The 21,165-nt window shown below is 47.4% G+C and carries 21 protein-coding genes; 20 read left to right on the forward strand and 1 reads right to left on the reverse strand.

The features are described from left to right. Positions 1-4: 4 nt before the first annotated feature. From BM318_RS10295 to BM318_RS10310, 4 genes are read left to right on the forward strand one after another with little or no spacing between them, the layout of a single operon-like run. Entirely contained in the window at positions 5-1,093 is a 1,089-nt protein-coding gene (locus BM318_RS10295; RefSeq protein WP_092982530.1) for a GDP-L-fucose synthase family protein, read from the forward strand. Between the two features lie 44 nt (positions 1,094-1,137). Next, positions 1,138-2,577, forward strand: a complete 1,440-nt coding sequence (locus tag BM318_RS10300; protein WP_092982531.1) for a lipopolysaccharide biosynthesis protein — start codon at positions 1,138-1,140, stop codon at positions 2,575-2,577. A gap of 24 nt (positions 2,578-2,601) precedes the next feature. Next, positions 2,602-3,303 carry a CatB-related O-acetyltransferase gene (locus tag BM318_RS10305; protein ID WP_092982532.1) on the forward strand — a complete coding sequence of 234 codons (702 nt, stop codon included), beginning with the start codon at positions 2,602-2,604 and terminating at the stop codon, positions 3,301-3,303. A gap of 20 nt (positions 3,304-3,323) precedes the next feature. After that, positions 3,324-4,451: a glycosyltransferase family protein gene (locus BM318_RS10310; RefSeq protein WP_218154997.1), complete on the forward strand. Its 1,128-nt coding sequence runs from the start codon at positions 3,324-3,326 to the stop codon at positions 4,449-4,451. 49 nt (positions 4,452-4,500) lie between these two features. Here the strand turns inward: BM318_RS10310 and BM318_RS10315 are convergent, their stop codons facing one another. Then, positions 4,501-5,427 (reverse strand): O-fucosyltransferase family protein, encoded by a 927-nt coding sequence (locus BM318_RS10315; RefSeq protein ID WP_092982534.1) that lies wholly within the window; start codon positions 5,425-5,427, stop codon positions 4,501-4,503. 224 nt (positions 5,428-5,651) lie between these two features. On the opposite strand from BM318_RS10315, the gene BM318_RS10320 reads away from it, so the two are divergent. The 16 genes from BM318_RS10320 to BM318_RS10395 all read left to right on the forward strand — a co-directional run bounded on the left by BM318_RS10320 (position 5,652) and on the right by BM318_RS10395 (position 21,086). After that, a complete protein-coding gene (locus tag BM318_RS10320) occupies positions 5,652-6,290 on the forward strand; it encodes a sulfotransferase family 2 domain-containing protein (RefSeq protein WP_092982535.1) in 639 nt (212 codons plus the stop codon). 12 nt (positions 6,291-6,302) lie between these two features. Then, complete coding sequence (locus BM318_RS10325; RefSeq protein WP_092982536.1) at positions 6,303-7,499, forward strand: O-antigen ligase family protein; 1,197 nt, start codon at positions 6,303-6,305, stop codon at positions 7,497-7,499. Then, a complete protein-coding gene (locus BM318_RS10330; protein ID WP_092982537.1) occupies positions 7,496-8,737 on the forward strand; it encodes a glycosyltransferase in 1,242 nt (413 codons plus the stop codon). The genes BM318_RS10325 and BM318_RS10330 overlap by 4 nt, the downstream gene beginning before the upstream one ends. A 22-nt stretch (positions 8,738-8,759) precedes the next feature. Then, the gene (locus BM318_RS10335; protein WP_092982538.1) at positions 8,760-9,836 is read left to right on the forward strand and encodes a glycosyltransferase family protein; all 1,077 of its coding nucleotides are present in this window, start codon (positions 8,760-8,762) and stop codon (positions 9,834-9,836) included. A gap of 245 nt (positions 9,837-10,081) precedes the next feature. After that, on the forward strand, positions 10,082-11,086 hold the full coding sequence (locus BM318_RS10340) for a polysaccharide biosynthesis protein (RefSeq protein ID WP_092982539.1): 1,005 nt from the start codon (positions 10,082-10,084) through the stop codon (positions 11,084-11,086). Continuing rightward, entirely contained in the window at positions 11,087-11,518 is a 432-nt protein-coding gene (locus BM318_RS10345) for a cupin domain-containing protein (protein WP_092982540.1), read from the forward strand. Positions 11,519-11,521: 3 nt separating this feature from the next. Then, positions 11,522-12,718 carry a polysaccharide biosynthesis C-terminal domain-containing protein gene (locus BM318_RS10350; protein ID WP_092982541.1) on the forward strand — a complete coding sequence of 399 codons (1,197 nt, stop codon included), beginning with the start codon at positions 11,522-11,524 and terminating at the stop codon, positions 12,716-12,718. A gap of 26 nt (positions 12,719-12,744) precedes the next feature. Then, positions 12,745-13,884, forward strand: a complete 1,140-nt coding sequence (gene wecB / locus BM318_RS10355) for a non-hydrolyzing UDP-N-acetylglucosamine 2-epimerase (RefSeq protein ID WP_092982542.1) — start codon at positions 12,745-12,747, stop codon at positions 13,882-13,884. A gap of 1 nt (position 13,885) precedes the next feature. Next, on the forward strand, positions 13,886-15,100 hold the full coding sequence (locus BM318_RS10360) for a glycosyltransferase family 4 protein (RefSeq protein WP_092982543.1): 1,215 nt from the start codon (positions 13,886-13,888) through the stop codon (positions 15,098-15,100). Between the two features lie 111 nt (positions 15,101-15,211). Further along, entirely contained in the window at positions 15,212-15,865 is a 654-nt protein-coding gene (locus tag BM318_RS10365; RefSeq protein WP_092982544.1) for a sugar transferase, read from the forward strand. Then, positions 15,804-16,403, forward strand: coding sequence for a formyltransferase family protein (locus BM318_RS10370; protein WP_092982545.1), 600 nt, complete (start codon positions 15,804-15,806; stop codon positions 16,401-16,403). The genes BM318_RS10365 and BM318_RS10370 overlap by 62 nt, the downstream gene beginning before the upstream one ends. A gap of 7 nt (positions 16,404-16,410) precedes the next feature. Next, entirely contained in the window at positions 16,411-17,526 is a 1,116-nt protein-coding gene (locus tag BM318_RS10375; RefSeq protein ID WP_092982546.1) for a glycosyltransferase family 4 protein, read from the forward strand. Then, a complete protein-coding gene (locus BM318_RS10380; RefSeq protein ID WP_092982547.1) occupies positions 17,526-18,563 on the forward strand; it encodes a GNAT family N-acetyltransferase in 1,038 nt (345 codons plus the stop codon). Before BM318_RS10375 ends, BM318_RS10380 begins: the two co-directional genes overlap by 1 nt. A gap of 9 nt (positions 18,564-18,572) precedes the next feature. Next, positions 18,573-19,424: a glycosyltransferase family protein gene (locus BM318_RS10385; RefSeq protein ID WP_092982548.1), complete on the forward strand. Its 852-nt coding sequence runs from the start codon at positions 18,573-18,575 to the stop codon at positions 19,422-19,424. Positions 19,425-19,428: 4 nt separating this feature from the next. Then, complete coding sequence (locus BM318_RS10390) at positions 19,429-20,409, forward strand: methionyl-tRNA formyltransferase (RefSeq protein WP_092982549.1); 981 nt, start codon at positions 19,429-19,431, stop codon at positions 20,407-20,409. Next, positions 20,406-21,086 (forward strand): PIG-L deacetylase family protein, encoded by a 681-nt coding sequence (locus BM318_RS10395; protein WP_092982550.1) that lies wholly within the window; start codon positions 20,406-20,408, stop codon positions 21,084-21,086. Before BM318_RS10390 ends, BM318_RS10395 begins: the two co-directional genes overlap by 4 nt. Positions 21,087-21,165: the final 79 nt, after the last annotated feature.

Genomic DNA, 21,165 nt, shown 5'->3' on the forward strand with positions numbered 1-21,165 from the left:
TTGCATGAATAAGGATAGTAAGATATACATAGCCGGTCATCGTGGCCTGGTTGGCAGTGCAATACTTAAAAGTCTTCAGGAGAAAGGGTACCAAAACCTCTTACTGCGCACAAGCTCAGAGTTGGATTTGAGGGATTCCGCTCAGGTTGCAGAATTTTTCGCCAAGGAAAAGCCAGACGTTGTTTTTCTGGCAGCAGCCAAAGTAGGCGGTATCGTTGCCAACAATACCTATCGCGGTACATTTATTTACGACAACCTGATGATACAAAATAATGTCATCCATGAATCGTATCGTTCCGGTGTTCAGAAACTTCTTTTTCTGGGAAGCACCTGTATCTATCCCAAAGAGTGCCCGCAACCCATGAAGGAAGAATACCTCCTGACCGGGCCATTAGAATATACCAATGAGCCCTACGCAATTGCCAAAATTGCGGGCATAAAGCTATGTGAGAGTTATAATCTGCAATATGGTACAAATTACCTCTCTGTAATGCCTACCAATCTCTACGGGCCCAATGATAATTTTGATCTGGAAAAATCCCATGTATTACCGGCATTAATCCGGAAAATCCACCTGGGTAAAGCACTTGAAAATGCCGATTGGGAAACCTTGCGTTCCGATTTGAAAAACCTGCCAATCGAAGGGGTGGACCAAAACAGCACAGATGCTGAAATTACGGGCATCCTGGAGAAATACGGTGTAAAACTTAAAGATGGCCAGGTGCACGTAGAGATATGGGGATCAGGTCGCCCGAGACGTGAATTTCTCTGGTCTGAAGATATGGCAGATGCCTGCGTGTTTATTATGGAGCAACTCGACTTTGCTCAAACCTGTCCGGATTCTGATGAAATCAGAAACACGCACATTAACATCGGTACTGGCAAAGACATTTCAATTGCCGAGCTGGCGGAACAAATCAAAGCTGAGGTTGGTTTTCAGGGATCGCTTTATTTCAATTCCTCTAAACCCGACGGAACCCTCAGGAAACTAACGGATGTAAACAAACTCCACAACCTGGGCTGGAAGCACGTCAAGGAATTGGAGCAGGGCATTCGAGACATATACTCCTGGTATACCAGCCAATCCCGGTGATGCATTGCTAATCGCCAATCGCTGAACGAAAGACAAAGGACCTAATGGGTTTTGGAGATAAACTTTTCAAGGGTACAGCATGGAGTGCTTTGAACCGTATTTCCACCCAGGCTACCCAATTCCTGTTGGGTATCATCTTGGCCCGGATACTCAGCCCGGAAGAATATGGGGTGCTCGCCATCCTGATGGTATTCATTATCATTTCTCAGGTTTTTGTCGATAGTGGATTTACCAACGCCCTGATTCACAAACAGGATCGGGACGAGGACGACAACTCCACCGTCTTTCTCTTTAACCTGGGCATTGCACTGGCTTGTTATGCCATCTTGTGGTTCTCCGCCCCGTTTATCGCGGATTTTTATGAAGTCCCTTTGCTGGTCGATTATTTACGGGTACTAGCCATTACCCTGATAATCAACGCATCCTTTGCGGTACCCACTACCCTGCTGACCATTCTTCTGGATTTTAAGACACTGACGAAAATCAACGTGATTTCTGTCGTTATTTCCGGTTTAATCGCCATATATATGGCCTATAATGGGTTCGGCGTCTGGTCCCTGGTCTGGCAATCGCTGATACGCGCAATCCTTGCGGCCTTCCTAACCTGGATTTACTCCCGTTGGAAGCCTATTTGGAAATTCTCAAAAACTTCTTTTAAGGGGCTCTTTTCCTACGGATCAAAGCTGCTGGTTTCCGCCCTTTTGGCCAATATATTCAGCAATCTGAACGCTATTCTAATCGGTAAATACCTCAGCGCCAATGCGCTCGGATTCTTCTCCAGAGGGGTTCAGTTTTCAACCGTAGTGTATAGTTTGTTCAGCGGTACGCTGAATAGTGTATTACTGCCCGGGCTTGCGCCTTTTCAGGACGATACGAAATTGCTAGTCTCCCACTCCAAGAAAATTCTGAAGATATCCGGAATGGTTGTATTACCCATTTTATTGGGACTTGCAGTAGTTGCAGAGCCTTTAGTCCGCTTTGTGCTTACGGAAAAATGGATGCTCGCCGTTCCGGTGATGCAGATCTTTTGTGTGGCGCGTTCCATCACCATTCTCTCGGGCCTCAATTTAAACCTCCTCTATGTTATCGGGAGGACCGATCTTGTCCTCAGGCAGCAATATCTCGGAATTGCTATTCGGGCGACCCTGGTGATCATAGCCCTGCCCTATGGGATTGTCATGATAGCCCTGGCCGAACTACTGGCGACGGGAATTCATTTCTTTATCAATTCCTACTACGTTGGCAAGTTATTGAAGTACAACGCTTTCCAGCAAATTATCGATATCCGTTGGATTCTGTTGGCTAATATGATAATGGTAATTTTTTCGTTATTGTTAATGCAAGCGAATTTCAGTGACTTGCTGGCGATAATCATTATCCCTATAGCCGCTGGAATACTATATTGGCTGCTGATCCGGTTTTTCCCGATTCCTGAATATAAACTAACCCTTAGCAAGGTGACCAATTTAAGAAAGAACTTATAGCCTGGAGTTCCAACTGATCCGACGATGATAAAACGCTTACTTCTTTCGCTTCCTTTTGTTCCCGGCATAGCGCAATGGTGGCTGAAAACCAGGCTAAAAGGCCAGGTTCAGGTTATTTTCGGCCAAAAATCCTTCATTGGGAAATCGGCCAGTTTTGAAGGGAATAATGCACTGGGCGCAAATTCTTCCTTCCACAGCAGCCATCTGGGCTATGGGAGTTACATTGGAGCCGGCTGCGCTTTTACCAATACGCACATCGGTAAATATTGTTCTATTGGCAACGACGTTACTGGCGTTTTCGGAAAACACCCAGCGGAAAAATTCGTAAGTACCCACCCTGCATTCTTTTCAACCCGCAAGCAGGCCGGATTCACCTACGTAAAAGAACAGCAATACACCGAATTTGAACCCCCGCTTGATCCAAATACGCCCTATTCCATTAAGATCGGGAACGACGTTTGGATTGGTAATCACGTAAGAATAATGGATGGGGTAACCATTGGAGACGGTGCAATAATCGCTACCAATACCCTGGTCAGAAAGGATGTTGAACCATACAGCATAGTGGGAGGAAGTCCCGGCAAACATTTGAAATACCGCTTTGAACAAGACCAAAGAGAATTTTTAATTGGTTTCAAATGGTGGAATAAAGATCCCGAATGGATCGCTGCCAATGCGGATAGGTTTCGGGATATTTCTTCTTTTATCGGTACGTTTGAAAAATGAGCAGCCGAACTCCAATTATAGTGATCGCTTACAATAGGCCGGATTCCCTGTCGAGGCTGTTGAAGTCGCTGAACAGGGCTGTTTACAGTTCCAAGGACATCCCCCTGATCATTAGTATTGATCGCGCCGAGTCCAATGGTGATGTCCTCACGGTTGCCGAATCCTTTTCCTGGAAGCACGGGGATAAACAGATCAATTATCAAGAGGTTAACCTGGGCTTAAGAAAGCATGTCCTTCAATGTGGCGACCTGAGTCAGGACTATGGATCCGTAATACTTTTGGAGGACGATCTTATTGTAGCGCGCGATTTTTACAATTATACCTCACAAGCGCTTTCATTCGCTGAGAGCCGACCCTATATTTCCGGGGTTTCCCTGTACAACCATAAGCAAAATGTGCTGTGCCAGAAACAGTTCAGTCCAATGGAGGATGGCTACGATAACTGGTACTTCCAGTTCGCTTCTTCCTGGGGACAGGCCTGGACCAGTTCGCAATGGCGTGGATTTCGCGAATGGTACAAGGATCAGGGAGTTCTGGAGGCTTCCGATGATTTACCAGCTTATGTTTCGGCCTGGTCAGAAAAATCCTGGTTGAAGTATTTCATACAGTACCTGGTGGAAACCAAGACCTACTTCCTGTATCCAAAAATAGGTTTGAGTACCAATTTCGGGGACTCGGGGACCCATGTGCAGGAGAGCAATACGGACTATCAAATCCCGCTTTTTGAAGGGGTTGAGAAGCAATATCAATTCAGTGACCTCGATAGTTCCAAAAGTGTTTACGATGTTTTCTTCGAAAACGAAAACCTCAATGAAGCTTTAGGAGTATCCCAAGAAGAGCTAACGGTTGATCTTTATGGCACCAAACACAATCCACAAACCCGGTATTTACTTTCATCACGAAAAATCGAGCGCGATGTAATTAAGCGTTTCGGCAGAAAGTTAAAACCCCGTGATGCCAACATCATCCATGAAATTTCGGGAACAGACTATTTCCTTTACGATATGGAGAAAGCCGGGCAGCTCCCCGATTCCGATTCAGACCTGGCCAAAGAACTCTTCTATGAAACCAAAGTGCTGTACCTCAGGGAAGTTATCCGACTTGCCCGATTTTTGGTGGTTAAGAAATTGAAGCGTTTTTTTTCCTGAAGCATCTCAGGAATTGATTGGCATAAGCTCACCGGGACTACCCAGAAGTTTACATTACGGTAGTGGCCTGAATGCCGCCGATTATAGCCGCTACCTGACTAAAGGAACTGTGGTGAGACCCGTAAAGTCTGGATGTGGCCGCAAGGCAGTATAAGTCAACAACGGCATCTTTTACAGCTTCCGGGCTATCCCTTTCGTAGCTGGAAACTGCATTGAAGCGAATACGATCGCCGTATTTATCAATAAGATCAGTTTTGGTTGCCTCGTCATCTGTGGAAATAAAGAAAGTGGTCTGGCTATCGTTAGCAATTTCTTTTTCGATTACTCCCACAAACTTTTCTGTAGTACTAAACTTCTTGGAGGTCTCGTGATCCGATTTGCGTATATGCAATCCTATAGTCCTCGTAAAAGAACTCGTGGTTTTGTCGATTCTCTCCTTGAGTTCAGCTGTAGGCTCAAACTTCTTGTAGGCATCCAGCACCGGACTCAAACGGTAACAAGAGGTTATGTAGACATTCTCGCCGGCATTTCCTTGAAACAGTCTTTCCACATCCTCCTGAACCAACGGATAGAGCCTCGCGTCCATTTCATCGACGCTATGGGAGTTAACGAAACTTCCTGAATCGTAAAGTTTTTGAAGATCGTCCTTCCAGATTATCCGGGATTCCGGAATGGCTTTGACGGTTTTAAGTAATTGACTTTGATTTCCCGTCAACTTCCTGCCCTTGAGATAATTTTTTAGCAGATTCCCTGGAGAACGATATAAATCCGGGAATCCTACGGGGGCATCGATGAGATTAATCGTTACACCCCGGGTATCCTTAAGCTCAAATAATTCGTCAAAAGGAGCTGTTAACGCTGCATTATTCACCCAAAATACGGTTAGTTCCCGATTGTACTTTTCGCAGAGGTCTATTACCGAATCTAAAGTTCTCAAGCGATTACAAAGGCCTCCCAGGGGTTGTAAGAAAATCATAGTATATTTTGATCTAAGCGAATAGCAATCGCAAAGTTGGTTTTTTAACGAGAAAAATGGTAATTAATTGTCAGGGATTTGCCTGAGGGAGATTCCCTTCCACCCTAATGTTTCGAGTTGTCGGAATTATTGGGTTTTCCATCGTTTTACACACCTTTTTAGGAGGTAAAGCAATTTTATCGGAGTATACTTGTTAGTCAATTGTACCTATTCCATAGCGACCTATGTTAATATCCCATACCAAAAAGTTCATTTTTATCCACAACTACAAAGTGGCTGGAACCAGTATCCGTACGGGCCTGAGAAACTATAATTCCAAATCCCCTATTAAGAGTTCTTTAGGCACGAAACTAGGCATGCTCATTGGGAAGTACCCGAAAATTTTTTCCAGTCAGTTCGACGGGCATATTCGGGCCAAAGATTTGAAGGCCAAACTACCAGCTGAAGTCTTCGAAAGTTATTTTAAATTTGGCTTCGTTCGCAATCCCTGGGATTGGCAGGTTTCCCTATATGAATTTATGCTGAAGGACAAAGATCACTATCAACATGAATTCATCAAGAATCTGGGGAGTTTTGAAAAGTATTTAGCGTGGCGGATCGAGAAGGAATTGCGTTTTCAAAAAGATTTTTTCTACGATGGGGATCAGTTGCTGGTGGATTACGTTGGTAAACTGGAAACCCTTAACGAAGATATGGAGGCTATCGCCACGAAATTAAATATCAAAATTGAGGTGCCTCACTTAAAGAAGAGCAGGGACAACAAAAAGTTCCTGCATTATTACACGCCGGAAACGGTAGCCCTGGTGGCGGATGCCTTTAAGAAAGACATAGAGGCATTTGGCTACACCGTCCCTGAAATCTAGGCAAATAGCCCATTGGAAAATACTTCCGTAAATATCAGCTTTTTTAAGGGTGTTGGAATCTTCAACATTCTGTTGATCAGTGGGTTAATCATTAATTTGTTTAATTACGGATTTCTTTTGGGATACCTGTTGATTCCCACAATGTTCTTGTTCCGGGGTCAGTTTGCCTCTAAGAACTGGGATCGTACCGGAATGTGGTTGATGCTTTTTTGTGTAGTTCACGCCCTGTTTTATGCGGTAAACCCGCTTAAGGGAATCCAATATATCCTGGTCTATGCCGCCATTCCCGTAACCATGTATTTCTGGGGGAAGTATATGGTGCATATTCTGGGTACAGGCAAAAAGCTATACCTCCTGCTGATAATGATAGGCGTTGTTTTGGCCTCTCCGGCGTTGCTGTCCGTTTTGCTGAACATCGCAGAAGGTGGTTTTGTTCAGGGAGATCGAAATATTCCGATGTTTTGGAGTGAAACCAAAATGAACGCAACCGGGATGGCAGCCTACTTCATCTTTACAATGTGCCTACCAGCCATTCTTGCAACCAGTAGGGATCGGATTAAAATCAGTTATAAAATAGTCCTGGCTATAATCTATGTGCTCAGCATGGTATGCGTTCTGAGATTGGGAAGCCGGACTCAACTAGGTATTACTGTGCTGGCGTTTTTGACCGCCTTGTTCTATGTTCTACCCAGACAGAATTTTAAGCGTAATCTGGCCTTGATAATGGGTATCATGGTGGGGATTATTGTTATCGCTAATAAAGTATCGTTTGACCTGGACGCCAACTGGCTCAATAGTTTTTCGAGGCGTATCGAAAAAGGGGGAGCAGGCGAAGTTGCCAGTGGTGGCGGCCGAACAGATCGCTGGGCAAAATCCTTTGAATATATGATCAAAGAGCCCTTGGGTTGGGATGTAACCGAATTCGGGCATTCTCACAATCTGTGGTTGGATGTCTACAGATCAGGAGGCGTTATTGTGTTTGTTCTCCTCCTTTATTTTACCTTCCGGGGCTTTAGGGATGTTTGGAGGGCAGTTCGAAGCAACAAGGAGAAAATACCGATAAATGTCATTTTTGTTACCTACGGGCTTTCCTTCTTTCTGCTTTTTATGGTTGAGCCAGTAATCGACGGATCATTTACCAAATTTGCATTGTTCTGCTTGTTCATAGGAATTGTGAATAAGTATAAAAGCCTACAAAATCCAGAATGATACGCGTCCGCTATCTCAGTGCCCTCTGTTCAGAAGCCACACTTCAGTATATTTTTGAGACTTCCACACGGAAACCTCAACTTGCCGCGCAAAAGTTTCATCGCCTGCTGGCAGAAGGTATGGGAATGTTGGCCTCCGACTGCACGGTGGAGACCTACAGCATAATTCCTGTAGTCCGAAGGAATCACTCCCGTATTTGGTGGCGCCTTCCAGGAGAAAAATCCAGGGGAGTCCAATACCGATATGTACCCTTTATCAATCTCCCGGTTTTAAAGAACCTGGGGGCGTTCCTGGCGTATTTCTTTTCCAATATCTTCTGGTTGCTCTCCGGACGAAAGGACCAGCGCGTGTTGATCTGTGATGCGCTGAATCCCACGTTGAGCCTGGCAGCTATTGCGGCGGCTAAAATCACCGGCCGCAAATGTCTCGGGATTGTCACGGATATCCCGGGGATGATGGTCACCTCTTCAGAATCCCGGCAAACCTTCACCGGTAAACTCTATAGCGTGGTAACTCGTTCTGCGCTTGCCAGGTTTTCCGGATATATCTTACTTACGGAAGCCATGTCGGCAGTTGTAAATCCCAAAAACAGACCCTACATTATTGTTGAGGGGCTGGTGGACATGAATATGTCTTCGGTGGAAAACGATCTGACCAAAAAAGCTTCTCCCAGGGTAATCCTTTACGGCGGGGGGCTCTTCGCAAAATATGGGGTTGAGAATTTGGTGCTGGCCTTTATGAAAACCAGCGATCCCAATACCGAACTCCATTTATACGGATCAGGGGCCATGGAAAAAGATCTGGGCACTTATTCAGCGCAGGATCCCAGGGTCATTTACCATGGTCTGGTACCGACCAATGTAGTGGTTAACGCTCAATTAGAAGCGAGCTTACTGGTAAACCCCCGTCCGTCCTCAGAGGAATTTACCAAATACTCATTCCCGTCGAAAAATATGGAATACATGGCATCGGGTACGCCAACCCTAACCACTCCCCTGCCTGGTATGCCCCCGGAATATAAGCCCTTTGTTTATCTATTTGAAGGGGAAGATCCTGAGCAAATGGCCCGGAAACTAGAGGAAGTTATGTCTCAAAGCGCACAGGATTTGCATGAATTCGGGAAACAGGCCAAGGCCTTTGTGCTTACCCATAAAAACAATAAAGTCCAGGCGCACAGAGTACTGGAGTTCGCCAGGCTAACTATGGGAAACAAAATACATATACCTTCAGTATCATAAGACTTGTACAAATAGCGTCTTTATGAAAGTAGCGTTAATCCTTCCCAACAATCCTTCTAATGCTCCCTACCTCAACTATTACCTGGAGGTAATCCGGAAAACGGGAGCGGATTATAGTTTGTACTACTGGGATAGGACCGGAAAGGAAGCAGGTAAGCAAGTCTTCTCCCGAATCCCCAAACACCGCTACCCCTGGAACAAGTTTATCGACTATCTGCGATTTGCAAAATTCATTAAAAGGTCCCTGAAAGCTGGCAATTATACCCGGGTGGTGGTGTTTACCCCGCAATTGGCGATTTTTCTCCAAAAATTTCTCACCGGGTCGTACCGTGGAGAGTTTATGCTTGATATCCGGGATTTCTCGGTAATGATGAATCATTTTCCCGGACGTTTCAAGCGCTGCTATCAAGGCGCCGACCATATCGTCATTTCTTCTCCTGGTTTCAAGGAGTGGCTTCCGCCGCACAAATCGCTGATAACCGGACATAACGTAGGGGCTGAGCTGGTACAAGAAAATATGTCGCGAACCGGGAAGGACTACCCAAGTCCCGAAAAATGGCCGCTAGTACTAACAACAATAGGACAGATAAAGGACTATGATTCTGACCATCGCTTCGTCGCGGAACTTTGCAATAATGAGGCCATACAAATGAATTTCATTGGTTCGGGCCCTACCCTGCAAGCGTTAAAAGATTTTGCGGAATCCAGGGATTGTTCTAACATTAGCTTTTACGGACAATACAATAAGCCCGATGAAGAAGCCTTATTGGCCGATACTGACTTCCTGAACATCCTGATCAGCAGAACAGAATTCAACAAAGGAGCCAGTTTGCTAAGTAACCGCTTATACTTATCCGCATTGTATCGCATTCCCTGCCTGGTGAATTCGGAAACCGCCCAGAGCGAACTGGTGGCTAAATACGGCCTGGGAATCGTCATTGATCAATACTGTGAAGTACCTGAAAAAATAGAAAACTTTGTACGTGATTTTGACGCGTCAGTCTTCAATACAAATTGCGAGGTGTTCCTGAAGGATATCTCGGGGGATATTGACCATTTTCAGTCTGCATTTGCCGATTTCCTTCGGTCCCAGCCCTAAGGGCTTCAAATCCCGCAAATCATCGAAGATTCGTGGTGATCATCCGATGCGGGGTTTTTGGCCCGTTACCAAATCGTGCATTCGTCCAATTAATATGTAATTTATCAAAGGAACATCCGTTGATACCTCAAAGAAGCGTTACTTTGTTGCGCTTTGTCTAAAAAGCTACAATTTTCAGCTACCTTGTAGCACAGAAAATATAGGAATTGTAACCCCAGAACTGAATAAAACCCTTACACTTAACCATGTTCAAGGATAAAACCTTACTGATTACAGGCGGAACCGGATCATTCGGAAACGCCGTTCTCAATCGCTTTCTCGAAACCGATATTAAAGAAATACGCATTTTCTCCCGCGACGAAAAGAAGCAGGACGATATGCGAAACCAATTAAAGAACCCCAAGGTTAAATTCTACATTGGGGATGTTCGCCAATACGAGAGTATCGACAAGGCCATGCGTGGTGTAGACTACGTCTTCCACGCTGCAGCCCTGAAACAGGTGCCTTCCTGCGAGTTCTTCCCCATCGAAGCGGCCAAAACCAATGTCTTTGGAACGCAGAATACCATCGATGCGGCAGTAGCCAACGGCGTGGAAAAAATTATCTGCCTGAGTACCGACAAGGCGGCCTACCCGATCAACGCAATGGGGATCAGTAAGGCCCTGATGGAGAAAGTAGCCGTAGCTGCTTCCCGGAATATCCCGGAAAACAAGACTACGGTTTGCCTCACCCGATATGGGAATGTGATGGCCTCTCGGGGCTCCGTAATTCCCTTGTTCGTAAAACAAATCAAGGAAGGGTTGCCGCTAACGGTAACCGATCCTACCATGACCCGCTTTCTGATGTCACTGGAGGATGCTGTGGACCTCGTCCTTTTTGCTTTTGAGCACGGCAACCAGGGGGATCTTTTTGTAAACAAGGCTCCTGCGAGTACCATCGGGGACCTTGCCGAAGCAATCCGTCAGCTTTTTGAAGCGGAAAACGACATAAAGGTCATAGGAACGCGTCACGGGGAGAAACTCTACGAAACCCTGTGTACCCGCGAGGAAATGCAGAAAGCCGTGGATATGGGAGAATTTTACCGTATTCCGGCCGATAACCGCGACCTGAACTACAGTCGTTATTTCTCGGAAGGGGAAGTAGACATGAGCAAAATCGAAGATTATCACTCGCACAACACCAAGCGATTGAATATGGAGGAGCTCAAGAAAACCCTTACCGATCTGGAGTTTATCCAAGAACAGCTTTAAATGCCAGCATCGCGCATTCAGGGAGCGAAATTTGAAGACCACCGGGGGGAAATGGTTTTTTGCAACGACCTGGACCTAAGCGCAGTTCAACGCTTTTACCGAATCAAACCGGCAAATACCACCCTGGTTCGGGGATGGCAGGGGCATCGCAAGGAGTCTAAATGGTTCCATTGCGTCCGGGGAAGTTTTGTGCTCAATACAGTACGTGTTGAAAACTTCGAGTCGCCGGATGAATCCATTCGGCCGGATGTCTATAACTTGCAGGCAGATTCTCCCGAGGTCGTATACGTAACCGGGGGCATGTGCACCGCCATAAAAGCCGCGGCACCGGATTCAGAACTGCTGGTGTTTTCGGATTGCAGTGTTGCGGATTCAACAGCGGATGATTATCGGTTTCCCCTTGAAAAATGGGAGTTTCGCGAAAATGAATAGGTCATGAAAATAGGAATTACAGGACAACACGGATTCGTAGGTAGCCATTTGGCCAACACCCTGGCCCTTGATGAATCCCTGGAACTTATTCCTTTTCAGCGGGATTATTTCGAGGATTCCGAAAAACTCCAGGCATTTGTAGCAGCCTGCGACGCTGTAGTACACCTTGCTGCCATGAACCGGCACCCCGATCCGGAGGTCATCTATGCGACCAATGTAGCACTGGTAGAAAAGTTAATCGCAGCTTGTAAGGCCGCGGATCACACGCCTCATATCCTATTTGCCTCTTCCACCCAGGAATCTAAGGAGAATCGCTACGGTGAATCCAAGCTCGCCGGAAAAGAATTATTCAAACAATGGTCTGAGGAAACCAACGGGCGTTGCACTTCCCTGACCATTCCCAACGTATTCGGACCTTTTGGAAAGCCCAACTACAATTCTGTGGTGGCCACTTTTTGCCACAAAATCGCCCATGGCGAAGCGGTAGAAGTTCACCAGGACAATGAGATAGGCCTGATTTACGTCAATGAACTGGTATGTGAAATTATCGAAGCCATGGGACTTATTCCCAAGGCCTTCCCTTCCCCGATCACGGCAACCGAAACTGCGTCTGAAACCGGGAAGGGCGCTGAGAATACCTCGGCAAGTTTCCGGACCCATGCGATTGCACCGCGCCATTTCTATAAAGTGACAGAAATCTTAAACCTGCTCCTGCAGTTTCGTTCAGATTACATGGAGAACGGGGAATTTCCGGATGTGGAGGACACCTTTACAAGGGCCCTCTTCAATACCTTCCGTTGCTATATCCCGACAGATCATTATCCCGCGCCTTTTACCTTGCACACGGATCCAAGGGGAAGCTTTGTGGAGATTGCCCGAACAGGCAGCAAAGGCCAGTTTTCCTATTCCACCACCGTTCCCGGCATAACCCGGGGCAACCATTTTCACACGCGAAAAGCTGAGCGTTTTGCCGTTATCAAGGGCAAAGCACAAATTCAACTCAGGAAAATCGGAACCGACGAGGTTATTACCTACGAGCTTAGCGGGGAGGCACCCGCTTACGTAGATATGCCTGTTTGGTACACACACAATATCAGCAATGTCGGACAGGAGGAACTCATTACCCTCTTCTGGATTAACGAACCGTATAACCCGGAGGATCCCGATACGTTCTTTGTAGACGTTGTTCAAAAAGATTAACCATACCCAATAAAAGATCAATCATCGTGAAACCCCTTAAAGTCGTAACGGTAGTAGGAACACGCCCGGAAATCATCCGCCTGGCCTGTGTGCTCAACGCCCTGGATCGGCATACCGCCATTGACCATACCCTCATTCATACCGGACAGAATTACGATTACGAACTCAACGAAATATTCTTTGAGGACCTGGGCATTAGAAAGCCAGATCATTTCCTGAATGCAGCAGGTGCCAATGCCACGGAAACCGTGGGTAAAATTCTGATTGCCATTGATCCGCTTCTGGAATCGATCAATCCGGATGCCTTTTTGGTCCTGGGGGATACCAATAGCTGCCTCTGCGCGATTCCGGCCAAAAAGCGCAAAATACCCGTCTTCCATATGGAAGCTGGAAACCGCTGTTTTGACCAGCGTGTTCCGGAAGAGACCAACCGCAAGATTGTGGATCACATTGCCGATATCAATCTCACCTATAGCGATATCGCACGGGAGTACTTACTCCGGGAAGGTTTGCCGCCGGACCGTGTTATAAAAACGGGAAGTCCGATGTTTGAGGTGCTGGGTCAGTTCCGCAACAAAATCGAAAACTCCGACGTTCTGACGCGTTTGAACCTGGAGGAAGGAAAATACTTTGTGATATCCAGCCACCGGGAAGAAAATATCAGCAATCCACGGAATTTTGAAGGCCTCATTTCCTCCCTGAACAGTATCGCGGAGAAGTACGGGTATCCGGTTATCGTATCTACGCATCCGAGAACACGTAACATGCTGAATTCCAAAGATGTTAAGACGCATGAATTAATTCAATTTCTCAAGCCTCTGGGCTTTAGTGATTACAACGCTTTGCAGTATCATTCCTTTGCTGTCCTCTCGGATAGCGGAACAATCTCCGAGGAGTCTTCTATCCTGAACTTCCGGGCCCTTAATATCCGGGAAGCGCACGAGCGTCCTGAGGCCATGGAAGAGGCTTCGGTAATGATGGTTGGCCTTCAGCCGGAACGCATTTTACAGGGGTTGGAAATCCTGACCGCCCAAAAGCGCAACCCGGAACGTAATTTCCGACAGGTGGCCGATTACAGCATGCCTAATGTGAGTGAAAAAGTAGTTCGCATTATACTTTCGTACACAGACTACGTCAATCGGGTGGTCTGGTCCAAAAACTCCTAAAATGCGCATCCTGTTCCTTGGCCTTGCGGTACCCAACATGAATGAGTACCACAACATGTATACGGAACTCATGGTAGCATTCCGCGAACAGGGGCACGAGGTAGTGATCGTTGGCCCGGCCTATGATGCACAACATACCGGTGTGCAGCAGGAGGATGGATTTCAGGTCTTGCGAGTGGCCCAGATAAAGGGTTTTGGCCCGAGATTAATTCAGAAAGGCCTGACTACCGTTTTGATGCCTTACACCTATAAAAGGGCCCTGAAGCGCAGTGGCATCGATCTGAACTTTGATCTGCTGATCCTCCCTACCCCTCCCATTACCCTTACGGTTGCTGCCCAATGGCTCAAACGAAAGACAGGGCTTAAAGTTTATCTCGTCCTTCGGGACATTTTTCCGCAAAATGCCGTGGATTTAGGCATGATGCGGCCGGGAAGCCTATTGTTTAAACACTTTCGTCGCACCGAAAGAGCCCTTTACAAAGTCAGTGACTATATCGGTTGTATGTCGGCAGAGAATATGGCTTATATCCGACGACACAACCCTGAAGTCGATCCGGATAAGCTGCATTTATTGCCCAATTGGGGGGTTAAAAATGACTTATTACCTCCCGAACAGCTGGATGAAGTAAAAGCCCGCTTTGGTCTAGAGGGCAAATTTGTGGTCCTTTTTGGGGGAAACATCGGAAAACCACAGAAGATGGAAAATGTACTTGCCCTGGCCGAGGCCTGCTGTGAAATAGACGATATGCTCTTCCTCATTGTGGGTGGAGGCGTGGAAAAAGAGAGCCTGGATCGCGAGGTTGCTGCAAGAAAGATGAGCAACGTCATGGTCTGGGACTACCTGACCCGAAGTGGGTTTTTTGAATTGATGCAGGTTGCAGATGTAGGGTTAATCTCGCTGAGCGAAGATTTTACCATTCCCAATTACCCCTCCAAGACAGTTACCTATTTCAACGCCCGCAAGCCAGTACTTGCGGCCATTGACCTGAATACGGACTATGGAAGGGATTTGGAAGAAGTAGGAGCAGGTTTCTGGGCGCACGCCCCGGATACGGAGGCGCTGAAGCAAAAACTCTTACAGCTGTATGAGAATCCTGACCTGCGAGAGACCATGGGCAATAAAGGCTATGCCCATATGGTTGCTGAATTGCAGGTGGGCAGGGCTTATGAAAAATTGGCCGCATTTACGGCTAGCCAGGGCTTTCCGCTGTCCTAGCAAGGCCTTTTCACTGGCCTAGTCGCAGGAATCGGACCATTCGTCTAGTTTACTTGACTCATAGCGCCTTAAATTAATTACTTTGTTCTCAGCGAATCTTTCGTACCCAACATGTACAGAAAATACTTCAAACGCCTGATCGACCTGCTGATATCGGCAAGTATGTTACTCATACTGAGCCCGATACTGCTTCTCATCTCAATACTGCTCTATTTCGCGAATTCGGGGAGCGTATTCTTCCGGCAGGAACGTCCGGGAAAGGGCGAGAAAATATTTCGAATTATCAAGTTCAAGACCATGAACGATAAGCGGGATGGCGAAGGTAAGTTGTTACCGGATAGTAAGCGACTAACTCCCGTGGGCCGGATAATCCGAAAGACCTCCCTCGATGAGGTTCCGCAACTAATCAATGTATTCAAAGGAGACATGAGCCTGATTGGCCCGCGTCCACTATTACCGAAGTACCTGCCTTTCTACACGGAAAAGGAACGATTGAGGCACACCGTACTACCGGGAATTACCGGTTTGGCGCAGGTATCCGGGCGAAACCTCCTGGATTGGGATGAGCGACTTCAGAAGGACGCCGAATATGTGGAAAAGCTCAGCTTCCCCCTGGATATCAAAATTATTATACAAACTGTGATCAATGTGATTCGCTCCAAGGACAACGTTGCGGATCCAAGTTCTATAATGCTGGATTTAGATGAACAAAGAGGGCAAGCTAAAATGGGCCATCCTAACCTCGCGTTGGGGACGGAACGCTAAAGACCTGATCGAAGCTTACGGCGGAGGGCAGCTGGAAGGTTCTGAAATCTCCTTATTAATCTACGATGGGCTCCCCAGTGGGGCCGCCGAAGCCGCCGAAAGTCAGGGTGTGGAGAATATCCGCGTGCAGTTGGCGGATTTTCCATCGAAGGCGGCATACCAGCATCATTTGACCCAACTATTACAAGACAGGGAAATTGATTATGTGCTCCTGCTCAGCTTCAAGTACCTGGTACGTGAAGAGCTGCTGAAGGCATTTCCGGGAAAGATCATCAACATACACCCATCGCTGTTCCCCAGCTTCCTCAACACCCATAAGGCTATTCAGGAGGCCCTGGACTACGGCGTTAAAATTACCGGAATTACGACCCATGTGATTGATGAACAGGTCGATGCAGGCACCATTGTTTGTCAGGAACCCATTCGCCTGGATCCTGGGGAAACTTTTGAGACAGCCTATCCGAAATTCGCTAAAACTGCGCAAAAGATCCTCAAGGATACTATTGCGGAGATAGAAAAAGCCCAAGGCGGCAGATAACGTCCCTATGAGAGTCCTCTTACTCTTAAGTCGTATTGAAAAAAGCGGCGTAGCGTTACATACCATTGACCTGATCAAAGGTTTGAAAGCAGGCGGGCACAGCGTATCGCTGATTTCGGGTGGGAATACCGACCCGGACAATCCTTATCTGGCCAATATATATGCGGAAGCGGCAGCTTGCCTCGATTCGTCCCGGGTTTTTATTACTCCTAAGGGCATACTTCCCATAAAAATTGTCCAGGGAGTCCTGGCTACTGTGCAAATTCTCTGGTGGCTGTTGCGAACCCCTCACGATGTATTACACGTGCAGTCCCCCTACCTCACTTTTCTGCCTTGGTTATTGGGAAAACGCTTTGTGAGCACGGTGCACAATGTTCAGTTGCGTCCAAAGATCAATTATAAGAACGCTACGGCGCTTATTGCCATTAGCGAGGAGTCCAGGAATTTTGCCATTGAAACCCTTGGTGCCAAGCCTGCGTCTGTGCAGGTTGTATGCCATGGAATCCCATCCCGATTTGCTGAAAACAGCCCGGAATCACTTTTGTCCGGACTACGGAAACGCTACGGACTCCGTGATGATCGCTTGCTCATAGGTTTTGTGGGACGGATTACCCGCGAAAAGGGCCTGGATGTCCTTTTGGGATCTGCCGCCAGCCTAAAGCCGCAGCTACGGGACCATATTCAACTGGTTTTTCTGGGAGACTACTACTCGGAGGCCGATCAGAAATGGCTGGAAGACTTACTGCCTGAGGCACGCGAAACCCTGGAAATTATCCAGGTTCCTTTTCAGGATCCTAAACCGTTCTATGAATTATTCGACGTCTTTGTGCTGCCGTCCCTATCAGAGGCCTTCGGGCTGGTCTGTGTGGAAGCCATGATGAGCGGTTGCTGCACAATACGCACCGATACCAATGGTGCCCTAGATCAAATTACCGATGGGGTCGATGGCTTTATTTATCCCAGAGCAGATCAGGGCGCCCTGCAATCCATTTTATCGCAGGTATTGGGCAATGCATCCCTTAGGGATGACGTTAGTAGCAAGGGGAAAGACAGGGCCCTTAACCATTTCACCCTGGAAGCAATGACTGAAAAGACCCTGAAGGTCTATCAAAAGTTAATGTAATGTCGCAAACGAGCATTCGTTTACATACTGAAAAACAAGCATGGGAGAATCTCCTGGGGCGTGTGGACACCTATGATTTTTACCACACTTTTGACTATCACCAGATCTCCAGAAATACTGGGGAATCCCCTGTTTTACTGGAATATTCGGCTGGGGATGCCCTGATACTCCTTCCGCTGCTCCTTCGGGATATTCCAGACAGCGATCTGAAGGACGCCACTTCTGTATACGGCTACGCCGGACCACTTTCCAACCTGGGAGAATCCCCTGAGGAATCGGTGGTTGCCACATACAAAGTAACCCTGGAGCACTACTTGCTGGAAATGGGTGTCGTATCCATTTTCACCCGGATGAATCCGTTCATCCCCGGACAAAACGAGCTGTTGGAAGGCCTGGGAACCCTGCGTCCACTGGGCGATTTGGTAAATATCGACCTGACTCGCGACCTCGCGGCTTCCAGAGCGGCCTACCGTCGGGATACCAAGAGCCGGGTAAACAAAGCGCGTCGTAATTTCAAGGTTAAACTGGCCGAAAGCCGGGAAGATGTCCTTAACTTCATCGAAGTGTATCTGATGACCATGGAAAAGCTCGATGCCGATGACAGCTATTTCTTTGACCAGGAGTATTTTTTCAATTTCCTGGATTGTGACGGTTTTCAAACAGATATCCTGCTGGCCTTAGATCTGGAAACAGATGCCGTGGCAGCCGGGTCCATGTTTGTGAAATCGAATGATATCATTCAGTATCACCTCTCAGGTACGCACCCCGATCATATGCGATTGGCACCGTCCCGCTTACTTATTGACGAGATGCGGGTACGGGGAACAGAGGAAGGATTCCGGTTTTTCAATTTAGGGGGAGGCTACCAGTGTAAGGCCGATGCCCTCTTCGATTTTAAATCATCATTTTCCGACCAGACCTATCCCTGGATAATCTGGCGTTATATCGTAAACCCCGCGGAATACGAGAAGTTAACCCAGGCTTCAGGCGTGGGCGAAACACAATTTTTCCCGGCTTACCGGGCTCCTAAATCATAAGCAACTAAGATGTTAGTATTTATAGTACCCATAAAAAGCGAACAGGTAAGTACCAACTGGAAGGTTTTTTCAGTTCTGGTAGACCGAACCCTGCGCTCCATTTGTAACCAAACCTCTGAGGATTTCCGGGTAATAGCGGTTTGCCATGAAATTCCACCCGTCGATTTTACCCACGACAAATTGGAATTCCTTCAGGTAGATTTCGATCCGCCAACAGACGATATGATCGCCCGCACCACCCCTCAGGAGGCAGATCCTAAACACTATCGCAATGCCGCTAAGGAGGCCGACAAGGCTCGCAAGATCAAGGCAGGGATGGAGCGATCCAAGGCTTATGATCCGGATTACATCATGGTTGTTGACGCCGATGATTGTATCCACAATGGCCTGGCGCAATTCGCCTCAGACGCCAAAGACAAACCTGCCGGCTGGTTTATTAAAAAAGGGTATATCTATAACGAAGGCAGTAACCTGATCTTTCTCAATAAAAACACCTTTAACGTGCTTTGCGGAACCTGTCTGATCGTTCGTGCCGATCTGGCGCCTCAATTGGTCAACGAGAAAGGAGAATTACCGGTGTTCAGCCATGAGTGGGAAGCACTGCCCACAGGGGAGTCGCTGAAGCCCCTGCCTTTTGCAGGTGCCATATACAGCATTGGGAACACAGAAAATTACTGCAGTACCCCGGAAGCTGTCAAGAAAATGAATTCCTATCCCATTTTCAGCAAGTCCTTTGTTGAAAATGTCGTTCGGAAAATGGCCAAGTACCGACTAAAACTGGTGACCCCGGGCTTCCGGGAACGCTTTGGACTGGAACGCCTGGAACTGGAAGCTGCCGTAGCCCAAACACAGGAAGCCTGAGCTTATGTCGGGGCAGCAACATAAGGCAAAAATCTGGTGCATCGGCGCCAATCTGGAATCCTTTCACAGTTTAAAATACCTGGTAGACCAGGGTTGTGAGATTACCGGCTTGATAACCCTGCCCAGCGGCCCCAATCCACAGGTTTCCGATTATTACGATTTACATCCTTTTTGCGAGCAACACGGAATTGAGACCCTGGACAGCACGAATGTGAATAGCCCGGAGACCCTGGAATCACTTGGGGCAAAGGAGGCTGATTATTTGTTTACCCTCGGATGGAGCCAAATATTCAGGGAGGATTTCATCCGTTGTTTTAGCGCATTTATAGTAGGGACACACCCCAGTAAGCTACCCTATGGGCGTGGTCGTGCCCCCCTGCCCTGGACTATCCTGGAAGGGTTGGAAGCATCCGCCGTAAGCTTTTTTAAAATTGACACGGGTGTAGATACCGGGATGCTGCTATTCCAACGCGATTTTAATATCCCCACCCGCGCCTATGTTGGCGAACTCTATGACATCGTTGCCCGGGAACTATCCCTGGGCTTCCTTGAAATATACAAGCAGATCAGTGAAGGGGTGCCCTTTGATTTTCTGCAACAATCCGAGGAAGGAGCTACTGTACGCGGTAAAAGGACTCCGGCCGATGGCCTGTTGAGCTTCGATCGCAGCGCCGCCGATATGGATGCCCTGATTCGGGCTGTTTCCAAGCCCTATCCCGGTGCCTATACCTACTACAAGGATGAAAAAGTCATCTTCTGGGAGGTGCGGGAAGACGAGGAAGGAAAATTTTCGGGGACCCGAGGGCAAATACTAACCCGAAAGGGTGGGGAAATCCTGGTTCAATTTGCCGATGGAAACCTTTGGTTGGGTGGAGCGACCCTGGCCAACGGGGAAATTCCCGAACCCAAATTCTTTAAAATCGGGGACAAACTGGGCTATAGTGTCCAGGACGAAATTTACAAGCTAAAAAAAGGAATAAAGTGATTGATTCTTTTCAGAAAATACTGGTAATCGCAGCCCACCCGGACGACGAAGTCCTGGGCGTAGGCGGAACGATACCGCTTTTGGCCCAGGCAGGTAAAACTGTGGATGTGCTGATTTTTACCGATGGCAGTAGCACCCAATACGCCGGGGATGATAAGATCCTCGAACATAAGTTCAAGGAGGCTGAGCTTGCCATGAAAACTATGGGAGCTAATCTCCTGCCGAGGATGACTTTTCCTGACATGCGCCTGGACACGGTGGCCCATGTCGATAAAAACTCCGCCCTTGGTGAAATTATCCAAAAAGGGCAGTACGACACGGTTTTTGTCCAGGATCACACCGATGTTAACCGCGACCATAAGGAGATTTATGACAGTGCCGTGGTGGCCTGTCGGCCAGTGCCGGGTCAATGTGTACGTTATTTACTGAGTTACTACGTGAATTCGTCCACCGAATGGGGAAATATCCTTGGTGGCCAGTGGTTTAGCCCAAATGTTTTCGTTGATATTTCCGAGACCCTGGAGATAAAACTGAAGGCTATGGAAGCTTATCAGACCGAACTTCGGGATCATCCCCATCCACGCAGTCTGGAAGGATTACGTACGGCCGCTGCGTATTTCGGCAATACTGTTGGCTATCAATATGCAGAGCCATTCCGGCTGATCTTCGCGCGATAAAAATTACAATCCATTAAGCATAAAAAAACCCGGTAGCCCAAATACTACCGGGTTTTTGATTGTCTGGCAATCAGGAAAA

Origin of the sequence: Robiginitalea myxolifaciens, assembly GCF_900115205.1 — a bacterium.
In the GTDB taxonomy this organism is placed as follows: domain Bacteria; phylum Bacteroidota; class Bacteroidia; order Flavobacteriales; family Flavobacteriaceae; genus Robiginitalea; species Robiginitalea myxolifaciens.

Excerpts from the sequence above, each read along its gene's own strand:
- BM318_RS10385 (WP_092982548.1), top strand. The coding sequence starts at position 18,573 with ATGTTAGTATTTATAGTACCCATAAAAAGCGAACAGGTAAGTACCAAC.
- BM318_RS10365 (WP_092982544.1), top strand. The coding sequence starts at position 15,212 with ATGTACAGAAAATACTTCAAACGCCTGATCGACCTGCTGATATCGGCA.
- BM318_RS10360 (WP_092982543.1), top strand. The coding sequence starts at position 13,886 with ATGCGCATCCTGTTCCTTGGCCTTGCGGTACCCAACATGAATGAGTAC.
- BM318_RS10340 (WP_092982539.1), top strand. The coding sequence starts at position 10,082 with ATGTTCAAGGATAAAACCTTACTGATTACAGGCGGAACCGGATCATTC.
- BM318_RS10315 (WP_092982534.1), bottom strand. The coding sequence starts at position 5,427 with ATGATTTTCTTACAACCCCTGGGAGGCCTTTGTAATCGCTTGAGAACT.
- BM318_RS10295 (WP_092982530.1), top strand. The coding sequence starts at position 5 with ATGAATAAGGATAGTAAGATATACATAGCCGGTCATCGTGGCCTGGTT.
- BM318_RS10390 (WP_092982549.1), top strand. The coding sequence starts at position 19,429 with ATGTCGGGGCAGCAACATAAGGCAAAAATCTGGTGCATCGGCGCCAAT.
- BM318_RS10345 (WP_092982540.1), top strand. The coding sequence starts at position 11,087 with ATGCCAGCATCGCGCATTCAGGGAGCGAAATTTGAAGACCACCGGGGG.
- BM318_RS10330 (WP_092982537.1), top strand. The coding sequence starts at position 7,496 with ATGATACGCGTCCGCTATCTCAGTGCCCTCTGTTCAGAAGCCACACTT.
- BM318_RS10305 (WP_092982532.1), top strand. The coding sequence starts at position 2,602 with ATGATAAAACGCTTACTTCTTTCGCTTCCTTTTGTTCCCGGCATAGCG.
- BM318_RS10370 (WP_092982545.1), top strand. The coding sequence starts at position 15,804 with ATGAACAAAGAGGGCAAGCTAAAATGGGCCATCCTAACCTCGCGTTGG.
- BM318_RS10300 (WP_092982531.1), top strand. The coding sequence starts at position 1,138 with ATGGGTTTTGGAGATAAACTTTTCAAGGGTACAGCATGGAGTGCTTTG.
- BM318_RS10380 (WP_092982547.1), top strand. The coding sequence starts at position 17,526 with ATGTCGCAAACGAGCATTCGTTTACATACTGAAAAACAAGCATGGGAG.
- BM318_RS10335 (WP_092982538.1), top strand. The coding sequence starts at position 8,760 with ATGAAAGTAGCGTTAATCCTTCCCAACAATCCTTCTAATGCTCCCTAC.
- BM318_RS10320 (WP_092982535.1), top strand. The coding sequence starts at position 5,652 with ATGTTAATATCCCATACCAAAAAGTTCATTTTTATCCACAACTACAAA.
- BM318_RS10375 (WP_092982546.1), top strand. The coding sequence starts at position 16,411 with ATGAGAGTCCTCTTACTCTTAAGTCGTATTGAAAAAAGCGGCGTAGCG.
- BM318_RS10350 (WP_092982541.1), top strand. The coding sequence starts at position 11,522 with ATGAAAATAGGAATTACAGGACAACACGGATTCGTAGGTAGCCATTTG.